This is a genomic window from Caballeronia ptereochthonis (assembly GCF_001545075.1).
Taxonomy (GTDB): Bacteria; Pseudomonadota; Gammaproteobacteria; order Burkholderiales; family Burkholderiaceae; genus Caballeronia; species Caballeronia ptereochthonis.
This window is the reverse complement of sequence record NZ_FCOB02000004.1, coordinates 252,025-264,304: the sequence shown is the minus strand read 5'-3', so window position 1 is coordinate 264,304 and position 12,280 is coordinate 252,025. Positions and strand designations below refer to the sequence as shown.

General features: G+C 64.2%; 8 protein-coding genes and 1 pseudogene. 7 read left to right on the top strand and 2 right to left on the bottom strand.

Annotation, left to right across the window (positions count from 1 at the left end; genetic code table 11):
- Positions 1 to 49 precede the first annotated feature (49 nt).
- Positions 50 to 1,333 (bottom strand): annotated as a pseudogene (locus AWB83_RS06105) (epoxide hydrolase family protein).
- Between the two features lie 257 nt (positions 1,334 to 1,590).
- Between AWB83_RS06105 and AWB83_RS06100 the strand changes: the two are divergent.
- From AWB83_RS06100 to AWB83_RS06075, 6 genes are all read left to right on the top strand, one after another.
- A complete protein-coding gene (locus AWB83_RS06100) occupies positions 1,591 to 2,493 on the top strand; it encodes a GlxA family transcriptional regulator (protein WP_087043379.1) in 903 nt (300 codons plus the stop codon).
- Positions 2,494 to 2,569: 76 nt separating this feature from the next.
- Positions 2,570 to 3,586 (top strand): phosphate ABC transporter substrate-binding protein PstS, encoded by a 1,017-nt coding sequence (gene pstS, locus AWB83_RS06095; protein ID WP_087043378.1) that lies wholly within the window; start codon positions 2,570 to 2,572, stop codon positions 3,584 to 3,586.
- A gap of 425 nt (positions 3,587 to 4,011) precedes the next feature.
- Positions 4,012 to 4,656: a hypothetical protein gene (locus AWB83_RS06090; RefSeq protein WP_087043376.1), complete on the top strand. Its 645-nt coding sequence runs from the start codon at positions 4,012 to 4,014 to the stop codon at positions 4,654 to 4,656.
- 25 nt (positions 4,657 to 4,681) lie between these two features.
- The gene (locus AWB83_RS06085) at positions 4,682 to 7,846 is read left to right on the top strand and encodes a CHAT domain-containing protein (RefSeq protein WP_087043374.1); all 3,165 of its coding nucleotides are present in this window, start codon (positions 4,682 to 4,684) and stop codon (positions 7,844 to 7,846) included.
- Between the two features lie 92 nt (positions 7,847 to 7,938).
- Positions 7,939 to 8,583, top strand: coding sequence for a DsbA family oxidoreductase (locus AWB83_RS06080; protein WP_087043372.1), 645 nt, complete (start codon positions 7,939 to 7,941; stop codon positions 8,581 to 8,583).
- A gap of 46 nt (positions 8,584 to 8,629) precedes the next feature.
- Complete coding sequence (locus AWB83_RS06075) at positions 8,630 to 9,463, top strand: glycosyltransferase family protein (RefSeq protein ID WP_087043444.1); 834 nt, start codon at positions 8,630 to 8,632, stop codon at positions 9,461 to 9,463.
- A 25-nt stretch (positions 9,464 to 9,488) separates the two neighbouring features.
- On the opposite strand, the gene AWB83_RS06070 is transcribed toward AWB83_RS06075, so the two are convergent.
- On the bottom strand, positions 9,489 to 10,250 hold the full coding sequence (locus AWB83_RS06070) for a hypothetical protein (RefSeq protein WP_087043443.1): 762 nt from the start codon (positions 10,248 to 10,250) through the stop codon (positions 9,489 to 9,491).
- A 235-nt stretch (positions 10,251 to 10,485) separates the two neighbouring features.
- Between AWB83_RS06070 and AWB83_RS06065 the strand changes: the two genes are divergently transcribed.
- On the top strand, positions 10,486 to 12,264 hold the full coding sequence (locus tag AWB83_RS06065) for an ATP-binding response regulator (RefSeq protein WP_087043370.1): 1,779 nt from the start codon (positions 10,486 to 10,488) through the stop codon (positions 12,262 to 12,264).
- Positions 12,265 to 12,280 lie beyond the last annotated feature (16 nt).

The window sequence follows — 12,280 nt, the reverse complement described above, 5'->3', positions numbered from 1 at the left end:
ACGCCCGCGGCGGCGGACGTGGGCTCGTCGAATGCGTCCGTGAGTCGCGCTAGCGCAGGGTTCTGAATGCTGATCGAATCTCTTCCGCAAAAAGCTGCGGCTGCTCCCACGCGGCGAAGTGTCCGCCCTTGTCGACCTCGTTGAAATAGATCAGCTTGTGATAGCTGCGGTCGACCCAGCTTCGCGGCGCCTGATAGATTTCGCCGGGAAACACGGTGACCGCCGCGGGAATCGAGACGTCGACGGCATTGAAGTTGTTGGCGTTGTTGGTCCAGTACAGTTGCGCTGCCGACGTCGACGTATTCGTCAGCCAGTACAAGGTGATGTCGTCCAGCATCTCGTCCTTGGTCAGCGAACGTTCCGGGGCGCCGCCGCTGTACGTCCAATCGGCGAATTTGTCGTACATCCATGCAGCTTGGCCGACCGGCGAATCGGCGAGCGCGTAGCCCAACGTCTGCGGACGCGTGACCATCATGGCAGCGTAACCGCCCCCGCGCGTGTACAGATTCGCAAGCGACTTGTATGCGGCTTTTTCCTTGTCGGAAAGCCCGGACGGCGGCGGGTCCCCGGCCTTCAGGGACCGGGCGATTTCCGGCGGCACGGTCGCCGGCATGTTGACGTGAATACCGAGCAACCCGGGCGGCCTTTGCGCGGCCATCTTGTCGGCGATCACCGAGCCCCAGTCGCCGCCTTGCGCCACGTAGTGCTGATAGCCGAGGCGCTTCATCAGTTCGTCCCAGGCGTGCGCGATGTGATCGGGCGTCCAGTCGGCCGTTTTCGGCTTGCCCGAGAATCCATAGCCCGGCATCGAAGGGAGGACCAGATCGAACGAATCCTCGGCGCGTCCGCCGAAGGCCACCGGATCAGTCAGCGGTCCGATCACTTTCAGCTCCTCGAACACGGAGCCCGGCCAGCCGTGCGTCATGATGAGCGGCAAGGCATTCGGGTTTTTCGAGCGCACCCAGATGAAATGAATGTCGACCCCATCGATGTTGGTCACATATTGAGGCAGCGCATTGAGCTTCGCCTCCGCCTTGCGTCAGTCGTAGCCGGTGCCCCAGTAGTTGACGAGCGCCTGCAGCTTGGCGATCTGTGCGCCCTGCGACCGATCCGAGACCGTCTCCGGATCCGGCCAGCGCGTTGCGCTCACGCGTTTTTTGAGATCGGCGAGTTGCGCGTCGGAGAAATGAGCCGTGAATGGACGAATCGCTGCGTTCTCGTCCGGGGCGGCGGATGCCGTGGGAGCTTCGACGGCGAGAACTGTCGCCGTCGTGCTTGCGATGCCGGAAGCAGCAAGCGCAGCGGTAATGATGAGAGACTTCAAGCCTTTCATGATGGCGTTTTCCTGACCTGAGATGGGAGAAACGGTGACTAGAATTGGAGCTGGATGAGTCGATTGCGCGCCGACGCGAACCGGAGTGATCCGTTATCGATCCTGTCGGGCGGCCAATCGAGATCCGCGCATCCATAGTGCATTTATATGGCCCGCAGCGGATGTCTCAAAGGACATAGATCTTACGTTTTCGAGACATCAGCCGAGGAGTTGCCGCGCCGACAGTCGCCTTCGTCGTGTTCGACGGATTTCATGCCATGGCGCTCGCTGCGCAGCCGGTGTTTTCGTTTGCCAGTCTGAAGCTCGGCGAACCTTTCTACGAGACGCTCACGCTGTCGGAACATGGCGGTCCGGTTGCGTCGACAGGCGGCCCCACGGTGATGACCGAGTCCTTCGGCGAGCGAATTTTCGATACGGTCATCTTCGCGGGAGGCGACCCGAACCTGACCCATCTTTCGTCGGCGCTGCTTGCCTATGCGCGCCGCAGCGCGGCGACCGCGCGCCGGATCGCCTCCATCTGCACGGGCGACTTCGTGCTTGCCGAGGCGGGCTTGCTCGATGGACGCCGTGCCACCACGCACTGGACCTACGCCCGCACCTTGGGATCGCGCCATCCCGGCGTACGAGTCGAGGAAGACCGGATATATGTCGTCGACGGTTCGGTCTGGACATCGGCGGGCATGACTGCCGGAATCGATCTCGCGCTTGCGATGGTCGAGAATGATCTCGGCCCCGATGTCGCGCGCACTGTGGCGCAAACGCTTCTCGTCTATCATCGGCGGGCGGGCGGACAATCGCAGCATTCCGCGCTGCTCGAACTCGATGCGAAGTCCGATCGCATCCAGTCCGCGCTGACTTACGCGAGAAGGAATCTCGCGCAGCCGCTGTCGGTGGAGCAACTGGCCGAGGTCGCGCGGCTCAGTCCGCGTCAGTTCAGCCGCGCTTTTCGTGCGGAAACGGGACAGTCACCCGCCAAGGCCGTCGAGAGATTGCGTCTGGAGGCTGCGCGCCTGATGCTGGAAAGGAGCCGCCATACGGTCGAGCAGATCGCGCAGCAAACGGGTTTTTCGGACGCGCGGCGCATGCGCGAGGCATTCACGCGCGCCTTTGGACAACCACCCCAGGCGATTCGTCGCAACGCGCGGCCGGTTTCGGCGTGATGCGTGTTTTGCGTTGGCCGAAGCGCGAGCCGTGTCCACCCGTGACCGTGCAAGGCACGTCGAGGAACTCTCAGCGATGAACAGGAAACTGACCGGTTCGAAACGCCTGCTCCTTGCCGTTGCGTTTTGTGCTGCGGCGTGCCATGCAGTGAACGCGTCTTGTGCGGAGATATCGGGTGCGGGCTCGACGTTCGTGTACCCGCTGCTGAAATGGGCAGCCACGTACCGTGCGAAAACCGGTCAGCGAGTCGACTACGAGCCTACGGGTTCGGGCAATGGCATTCGACAGATCAAGGCCGCGAGCGTGACATTCGGCGCCTCGGATATGCCGCTCGCACCCGAGGAACTTCATGCGGCGGGACTGGCCCCGTTTCCGGTCGTGATTGGCGGCGTCGTGCCCGTCGTCAATCTTGCGGGCGTAGGTCCGGGACAGATTCGCCTGACCGGTCAACTGCTCGCCGACATCTATCTCGGAAAGATCGTCAGCTGGAATGACCCTGCTATCGTCTCGCTCAATCCGAGCATTCGTCTCCCAGGCCTCAAGATCGTCGTCGTGCATCGTAACGAGAGTTCCGGCACCACCTTCAACTGGGTGAACTTCCTGTCGCAAAGCAGCGCCTCCTGGAAAGACAGCGTGGGTGCCGCAACGACGGTCAAATGGCCGATCGGCGTCGGCGCTGCCGGCAACGACGGCGTTGCGACGTATATCAGGAACGTGGAGGGCTCGATCGGTTATGTCGAGCTGACCTATGCGCTGCAACGGAATCTGTCTTATACGGCTGTACAGAACCGAAGTGGGACCTTCGTGCAACCCTCGCGCGAAAGCTTCAGCGCGGCGGACTGGAGCGAGCGACCGGATTTCTATCAGATCGTGACCGACGCCCCGGGCGACAACGCGTGGCCGATCGCCGGCGTGGTGTTCGTTCTCGTTTCGAGAGAGGCAAAAGACCCGGCTGCGTCGAAAGCCGCGCTTGCGTTTTTCAGATGGGCGCTCAATGAAGGACAGGCCGACGCCGATGCCGAGCACTACATATCGTTACCGCCCGTTCTCGTCAAGCAAATCGAAGCTTACTGGAGCGAGAACATCAAGTGAGCGCCGCCGAAGCCGGGGCTGCAAACCGGGCGAATGTGCTACTGCGCGATCGACGCGGCTCCTTTGGGCATAGCGGCGGTCGCGGGCCCGTGACTGGCGGGCATTTCCAGCGCGAGCGCCTGAAGGTCGAATCCCGTTTCCACCTACTCCCTGTGTCCGCCTGGCCGGCGGCGGTTCCATTCAAAATGCGCTGTCTCCGCTCGTCTATCTGAAAGGCGCGGAACGCTTCGAAACCGGCAGCGCAATTGGCACGCGCTGATCTCACGCTTCATCCATCAGGAGCGACGTCATGGGCTTCTTTGATCTCGGGGTCAAAGAGGGACACGGACCATGATCACTGGCCGATAAACCCCGGTAGGGCAGCACGCGTTTCAATGTCAACGCGCCGATACGCGTCATGCACGATCGATCGAGACTCATGCGCCATGAATCATGCTCCCGTCTTCACCCATCATCACGCTGGCCGCAGCCTCGCCAACTCGGTTCGTGTACTTGGCGTGCCGATCTCGTCGTACTCGCGAGCATTGCTCCAGACCTTGGCGCAGCAAGCACATCTGCATTCCGTCCATGTAACGAGCGGTCAGCGTGCCGTATCCGATCAGGCGCGGATCTTCTTCCAGAAGCATGTCGTCGAAGGCAAGAAGGCGTCGTACAAGAACCCCGATGTTGCGAAAATCATCGCGCATGCCCGGGATCTGCGTGCGAGCGACCTGAGCGACCACGTTGTCATCGCATATCTGGTCCGTGCCATCGAAGGCGTTCATGGCGGCCCTCAGTCGATCTCCCGCCATCTTGGTCGAAGCCCGTTTGTCGAAGTATTCGACGTCGCTCACTACAGCGGTCCGACGACCGGGGCAGGAAGGCACAACTACATGGATGCTTCTCAAGCGAAGGCGTTTCTCGAAGCGTGCCGGAAATACATGGGCTTTCCGATTGTGCGGCTGGGCCATTCCGCAGAGCTGGGCTTCGTCCGTTCAGCGGAGTTCAAGGACGAGAAGTGCTTTCATTTCGAGGTCGCGCAGCCGGCCTTCGATCGCCTGACTGTTCCGAATGGAACCTTGAACGCGTAAGGTCTTCTGCCGACGCGACAACGCCATGCCCCGGCCCTCGTACGCGACGCTGCCCCGGCTGCTTGGCGCGGTCCTGCTGTCAGTGGCCGGCGCGGTCGCGTTCGCGCAAGGATCAGTGGACACGAATGACGACTGGCAGCCGGAAGATCGCGCGACGATCGCCGAGCTGCAGCGGCACGCCGATCTGCCGGTGCCCGAGGACGCCGACGCGCCGAGCCGTTGCAGCGCACTGCATAAGCGCGGCGTCGCCAATGCGCGGCTCGGACACTACGAACACGCCATCGCGGATCTGCGAGAGGCGTACCAGTTGTCGCCGCCGGGCGACCGTCCGGGCCGCGTCGCCGCTTTCGGGAAGACGCGTCGGCGCGCCGAGCCGAGCAGTCCCACGCCGGTCGACTCGATGCCGCCGTCCGACTTCGATGCATCCGGCCAATGGTGTCAGCGCTGGCGCGTCGAGGTCGATCTCGTCAGCGCTTACCAGAGTTACGGCGACTACTTCGCGGCCATCGAGATGACGGGTTCGATGGCATCGGAATGGCGCCCGCAAAACATCCGCCGATACGCCGATGTCCAGCTGCTCATGGCATCGTCCTACGTTCCGCTGGGCATGGTCGATGACGCGGTCCAGGCGTTCAATCGCGCCTCCGAGGTCTTGCCGGACATCAAGCGGCGAGGCGACTGGGCCAAGCTTCACGACCTCGTCGAAGGCGGTTTCGATGCGACCGCCGGATTGCTCCAGGAGATTCACGGCAGCTTCGCCGAGGCCGAGAAGTTGCGGCGCTCGAGTCTGCTGTCCACCGAGCGCTATCTTGTGCAGTTTGCCGGACCGCGCGATCAGAGAGTCGTGAAAAGGCTCGTCATTCAGCGCACGCTCGCGTTGTCTTCCATCCTCCAGACGCAAGGGAAATGGGGCGAGGCGGAATACTATGCCGACGAAGCCCTGAGCAAGTCGCTTGCGACTTACGCGTTCGCCACGCTGGAAACGAGTCGCGCGCTCGATAATCTTGCGTGGATCAAGCAGGACCGCGGCGAGCTCGACGATGCCGCGCGCTACGAGGAACTGGCGCTGAAGGCGATCGCAAAGTCGGATGTCGCGTCTTATTCGCCGGGGCTGGACGAACGGCGCGCGCGGCTCGGTACGATTCGCAACATGCAGGGACGCTGGAAGGACGCAGCAGAGGTTTTTCGACTGCGGGCGGAGGGAATACGAACCTACCCGGACCGCGACAAGCGGCGCGGCGTGAGGCACATCGAATGGGCGATGGCGCTGATCAGGACCGGTCACGCCGACGAGGCGTCCGCGATGCTCCGAGGCACTATCCAGTACCTGGTCAGCAGGTCCTTCACGCCGCCCTTATCGCTCGCCAATGCGCGGGCGTACCTCGGTGTCGCCCTGGCTCAGCACGGTGACGACGAACTCGCGCTCGCCTACTTCCGGGAGGCGCTTCCCGTGCTGCTTCAGCAAATGAGAGACAGGGCCGACGGCACGGCGCGTGGCTACTTGCAGATTTACCGTCTGCGGCTGATTCTCGATGCCTACCTCGAAGTGTTGGGGCGTTTGAACCGCGTCGATCAGGTGCAGCAGAACGGGGCGGAGGAAGCGTTCAGGATTGCGGATATCGCGCGCGATTCATCGGTGCAGCAGGCGGTCGCGTTCAGCGTGGCGCGCGCCCAGCTTCCCGATGCCGAACTCGCGGAGCTCGCGCGCCGCGAGCAGGACGACGCCAACCACATCCGCGTGCTGACCCGGCTGCTCGAGGATGCCATCTCGGGCCGGCAGCAATCGGATCAATCGATGAGCTCGCTGCGTGAACAGCTCGCGAAGCTGTCGGAGGAGCAGACCTCGCTTCGCGAGGAGATCGCGCGGCGTTATCCCGACTACGCGAGGCTCATCAATCCGCAGCCCGCGACGCCCGCCGACATCCGGCGCGTGCTGCGCCCGGGCGAAGCGCTGATCTCGATCTATAGCGGCGAGCGTCAGACCTATGTATGGACCATCACGCCCGCCGGCATGAACTGGCGCGTGCTGCCGGTTTCCAGCGCCGCGCTCGCGCACGAGGTCACGCATCTGCGCCACACGCTGGATCTCGCCGACGGCGGCCTCAAGACCTACGATGTCGCCGCCGCCCACGACCTGTATGAGCGCCTGCTCGCGCCCGATGCGGCGCTCTGGCGCGACGCCGCGACGCTCGTCGTGGTGCCGCATGGCGCGCTCGGCGAGCTGCCTTTCGCCGTGCTGCTGACCGAGCCGGTTCCGCCGGGCGCCGCGCTCGACGGCAACGCCTACGCCTCGATGCCCTGGCTCATCAAGCGCGTCGCCATCGTCCAGCAGTCGTCGGCGCGCAGCTTCGTCGCGCAGCGCACGATGCGGCCGGCGAACGAGCGGCGGGCGCCGTTCATCGGATTCGGCGATCCGCTCTTCACCGCCGATGCGCAACGCGGCGCGAAGCGCGACGGCGTGCGGCAACTGAACGTGTCGGCGATGGAAGACGTCATGCAGCCGCTCGTCACGCAGGCGCAGCAATCGGCGGGATCGGACGAACCGGCTGCGCCGCGCAGGCTTCCGACGCTGGCGCAATCGTTCGCGCTGCTGCCGGAGCTGCCTGATACCGCCGACGAGCTGACCGAGATCGCCGGCACCCTGGGCGCGAACCCGCAGTCCGACCTGTACCTCGGCGCACGCGCGAGCAAGGCCAACGTGAAGCGTGTCGATCTCGCGCGCTATCGGGTCGTCGCTTTCGCGACGCATGGTCTGAAGGCCGGCGAGCTGGCCGGGCTCGATCAGCCCGCGCTCGCGATGGCCAATCCGGGCCTCACGCACGAGCCCGGCGACGACGGCTTTCTCAAGCTGGAGGATGTCTTTGCGCTCAGGCTCGATGCCGACTGGGTCATCCTGTCGGCGTGCAATACCGCCAGCCCCGACGGCAGCAGCAATGAAGCGGTGTCCGGGCTCGGCCGCGGATTCTTCTACGCGGGCGCGCGCAGCGTGCTCGTATCGAACTGGGCGGTCGAATCGAACTCGGCGCGCTTGCTCACCACCGGCCTGTTTCGCGAGCAGGCGAATCATCCCGAGATGATGCGCCCCGAGGCGCTGCGCCGATCCATGCTGGGCCTGATGAAAGAGCATGCCGCGGAGTACGGGCATCCGGCGTTCTGGGGACCATTCACGCTGGTCGGCGACGGCGGCTGAATCTCGCGCGGCCGCGGCGACCGATCGCTCCGGCAAACCCGTTCGATTCGCGCTAACCTGCACACTTCCCGAAACCATTCAATCCAGACCTCATGACTCAGCCGCTTCGCATCGATTTCATCTCCGACATCGCCTGCCCGTGGTGCGCGATCGGCCTGAGTTCGCTTCAGGTCGCGCTCTCACGTCTGTCCGATGTCGTCGAGCCCGAGATCGTCGTGCATCCGTTCGAGCTCAATCCGCAGATGCGTCCCGAAGGCGAAGCCATCGTCGACTATCTCGGAAGAAAGTACGGGCGCACACCCGAGCAGATCGCGGAAACGCAGCGCATGATCCGCGAGCGCGGCGCGAGCGTGGGCTTTGCGTTCGGCCCGCGCACGCATGTCTACAACACATTCGATGCGCACCGGCTGCTGCATTGGGCCGGCATCGAGGGAAAGCAGGTGCCGCTCAAGCTCGCGCTGCTGCGCGCGTATCACGGAGAAGGCAAGAACCCGGGCGATCACGATATCCTCGTCGAGGCGGCGCGCGCAGTCGGGCTCGATCCGGCGCGCGCCCGCGAAGTCCTGCAAAGCGGCGCGTACGCCGACGAAGTGCGTGAACAGGAGCGCGACAATGAAGCGATGGGCATCGCCTCCGTTCCGGCGGTCATCCTCGACCAGCGCTACCTCGTGAGCGGCGGCCAGCCGCCCGAGACCTTCGAGCAGGCGATCCGGCAAGTGCTCGCGCAAGCGCACTAGCCGTTCGCATCGTTCCTGGCGGCGCATCTTCACTTTGATCGAGCCGATGAAATTCGCCGTCACCGTGGTTTCGCCGCCGGGCTACGCGCATTCCGCCGCATTCCACGAAGTAGCCGAAACGCTTCACTACGCGCTGCTGTCGCTCGGTCACGACAGCGTGATGACGCGCGAGGGGCGGCTCGACGGGCGGCGGCATATCGTGCTCGGCTCGAACCTCCTGCCGCATTACGGGCTGATGCTCGCGCCCGACGCGATTCTCTACAACCTCGAGCAGGTCCATGCGGGATCGTCATCGTGGATCACGCCGGAGCTGCTTGCGCTCTTGCGCAGTCACATCGTATGGGACTACAGCGTCGCGAACGCGCGCGCCTTCGCCGCGCTCGGCGTGCGTGTCGAGCGCGTGGTGCCCATCGGCTATGTGCCGGAACTCACGCGCATTCGCTTTGCCGAGCCGCGCGATATCGACGTGCTGTTCATCGGCTCGCTCTGCCCGAGGCGCGCGCATGTCATCGACAGGATGCGCGCGGCGGGCATCGACGTGATCGCCGCGTTCGGACTGTACGGACGCCCGCGCGACCGGCTCATCGCACGCGCTAGACTGGTACTCAACGTGCACAGCCGCGCGGACGGCGTACTGGAAATCGTGCGGCTTTCGTATCTGCTCGCAAACGGATGCGCCGTACTGAGCGAGCGCTGCGCCGACGCGCACGATGAAGCGCCGCTCGCGCACGCGATCGCCTTTGCCGATTACGACTCGCTGCCGGAGCGCGCCGCGCAGCTCATCTCATCGCCCACGGAGCTCGAGCGGCTCGCGCGGGACGGCTATGCGGAGATGCGCTCGCGCCGCGCGGCGGACTATTTGCGCGCCGCCCTCGCATGAGCGTTCGGACGAGCATCGCGCCGCATCAGGGCGAGTACTGACTGGACTCCACCGCGAGCAGATTCAGCACGAGCAGAATGGCGGCCTGGTTGTCCGCGCTGATCGCAATGCCCAGTGCGCCGCTGATCCATCGTCCGATCTTGGTTGCCGCGAAGTCCTCGCTCTGCGCGCACTTCTTGAGCGTGACGCCGAGCTTCACCGCGCGATAGTGGTACGAAGGGATGTGATGCCGCGACGCGATTCCGAACAAGCCGCCCTTGCCGCCCGAGCACCAGCCGAGGGTGCCGGCCAGCACGAGCTGCTCATACTTGTCGAGTCCACCGATGAACTCGCGCGCCAGATGCCGCACGCGCGCCTCATCGAGTCCGTGTTGCATCAGAACGGATTGGACCGGATCGTCCACCGCATGTGCGTGCTCGTCCACCTGCTGACCGATGCCGTCCACTTCCATCGACACATCGCGCTGATAGCTCGCGCTGCGCAAACAATCGATCAGAAAGCGTCTGAAATATGTGCATACGGCATAACCGCTCGATGGCGCGCTTTGTTCGCTCGCATGCGACTCGGTGTGTCCGGGTTCCAGGCGCAGCACCTTCGAGTAGATGAACTGGGCGACCAGCTCCTCCTTGTCCTCGCGCAAGGATTGCAGCTCGGGCGGATGATAGGTGCGCAACGCGCCCTTCACGAGGTTGTAGATAGAAACCATTTCGTCGTGCGACAGATGCGTGCGCCGCCGCCACAAGTCGGTGAGCACCGGGGTCGCGCCGCTCTCCTGGGCGGCGTTCATCGTCAAGGTCTCCATATCGTCAATCCCCCCATATCGGTGGCAACGTGATGAGTATGGTTTTCTCGCTCGAAGCGACCAATATGGAATTAGTAATAGCCGTCGTCTAAACTCTCGGGTAAACCTGTTCAGCAGGGGACCAACCGAATCGTGCGCTTGGCCAGGCCACGCGAGGTTCAGATCGTCCGCCCATTTTTCGATGTCACCCGAGATGTCAACGCGATAAGGGGATGACAGAATGCATGGCGATCAACAGCAGAGCGACATCGACAACGATCTCGCGAGCGCTCTGTATGCAGCGGACCCAGCCTCCTTCCTGACGCACGGTTGTGCGATTGCGCTTCTGAGTCTCGTCTATCTCGCGCGCCCCGACGCCGGGCGGCTCCCCCTCGTTTGTGTGCTTTTCTATGGGATTGCGAACTGTCTCGCGATCGGACTGTGGGCATGGCGGCGCTATCGGCCGTTCCTGTGCGATGCGCGCCGCTGGATCGGCCTGCATGCGCTCAGGAATGTGGTGCTTCACACCGCGCCGGGCTTCTCCATTTGGTTCGCGTTCCAGAATGAATCCTTCGATCTCGCCGCCGCGCACACCGTGCTGCTCATCGCGCTCGCCGCGCTCGCGTATGTGTCCAATGGCCTGAACCTGCTCAACCTGTGGAGCGCCGTGCCGACCCTGCTCGCGCCCGCCACCGCGCTGCATCTGATGCAGCCGGTTTATGGCCGATTCGAACTGGGCGTCGTGCTTGCCATTTTTATTTTCGCGGTGCATCTGTTCGCTTTGCAGTATCGCGAGCTCTTTCGCCGCATCGTCGAGGCGCGCGTCGATCAGCAGCGGCTCGCGGAAACGGTTTCCCGCCAGAAGGGCGCGATCGAGGAGGCGAGCCTCGCCAAGACGCGTTTCTTCGCGGCGGCGAGCCACGATCTGCGCCAGCCGCTTCATGCGATCGGCCTGCTCGCGCACGCGCTGACCGATCGCAGCGCCAGTGAAGCCGAGCGAGACGAAACCGCGCAGCACATCATTTGCAATGTCGAAGCGTTGAATCACTTGTTCAATCAGGTGCTCGATCTTGCGCGCATCGAAAGCGGCGTGACCCAGGTGATTCCCCAGCACTTTCTCCTGGCCGAGCTGCTCGCGCGCATCGACCGGCAGTTCCGTCCGGCCGCCGCCGCGAAGGGGCTTGCGTTGCGCATCGCGCCGACGGTGTGCGTCGCTTTTACCGATCCGGTGCTGCTCGAGCGCGTGATCGCCAATCTCGTGTCCAACGCGGTGCGTTACACCGAGCGCGGATCCATCTGGATCGGCGTGCGCAATGGCGCCAATCGCGAGCGCTGTTTCATCGAGGTGCGCGATTCCGGCATCGGCATCGCGCCATATGAGCACGAGCTCGTGTTCGAGGAGTTCTATCAGGTGCCCCAGCCGCATCTCGTCGCGCGCCAGGGTCACGGTCTCGGCTTGTCGACGGTGCGGCGGCTCACTCGCCTGCTCGGCGAGGAGTTGACGCTGCGCTCCGACCTCGACCGCGGCACGACCATTCGCGTGCCGGTCAGAACCGGCGATGCGAGCCTCGTCACCGTGAGCCTGGCCGCGCCACTCCCGGTGAGCGCGTTCATCGAGGGCCGCCGCGTGCTATGCGTCGACGACGATCCCGCGAATCTCGACGCGCTCGGCACCTTGCTCACGCGCTGGGGCTGCATCGTGCGCGGCTGCCGAGACGAACTCGCCGCCGTGCGCGCGATCTCCGATGGCTTCGTGCCGGACGTGCTGCTCTGCGATTATCAGATCGGCCGTCATCAGACGGGCGTCGAAGCGTTGCAGGTGGTGCGGGAGGCGCTGCGCCGGCGCGGGCACAACGAGCCCGCCTGCGTGATGATCACGGGCGACATGGCATCGCCCGAACTCGCGGCGCTCGCAGGTGCCGGCCTGCCGGTGCTGCACAAGCCGGTCACGCCCACGCGCCTGCGCCGCACGCTCGAGGTGATGCTTCAGCCGCGCAGCCAGGAGAACGAGGCCGCGTGAAGCGCGGGGTTTGATT

Excerpts from the sequence above, each read along its gene's own strand:
- AWB83_RS06075 (WP_087043444.1), top strand. The coding sequence starts at position 8,630 with ATGAAATTCGCCGTCACCGTGGTTTCGCCGCCGGGCTACGCGCATTCC.
- AWB83_RS06065 (WP_087043370.1), top strand. The coding sequence starts at position 10,486 with ATGCATGGCGATCAACAGCAGAGCGACATCGACAACGATCTCGCGAGC.
- AWB83_RS06085 (WP_087043374.1), top strand. The coding sequence starts at position 4,682 with ATGCCCCGGCCCTCGTACGCGACGCTGCCCCGGCTGCTTGGCGCGGTC.
- AWB83_RS06090 (WP_087043376.1), top strand. The coding sequence starts at position 4,012 with ATGAATCATGCTCCCGTCTTCACCCATCATCACGCTGGCCGCAGCCTC.
- pstS (WP_087043378.1), top strand. The coding sequence starts at position 2,570 with ATGAACAGGAAACTGACCGGTTCGAAACGCCTGCTCCTTGCCGTTGCG.
- AWB83_RS06080 (WP_087043372.1), top strand. The coding sequence starts at position 7,939 with ATGACTCAGCCGCTTCGCATCGATTTCATCTCCGACATCGCCTGCCCG.
- AWB83_RS06070 (WP_087043443.1), bottom strand. The coding sequence starts at position 10,250 with ATGAACGCCGCCCAGGAGAGCGGCGCGACCCCGGTGCTCACCGACTTG.
- AWB83_RS06100 (WP_087043379.1), top strand. The coding sequence starts at position 1,591 with ATGGCGCTCGCTGCGCAGCCGGTGTTTTCGTTTGCCAGTCTGAAGCTC.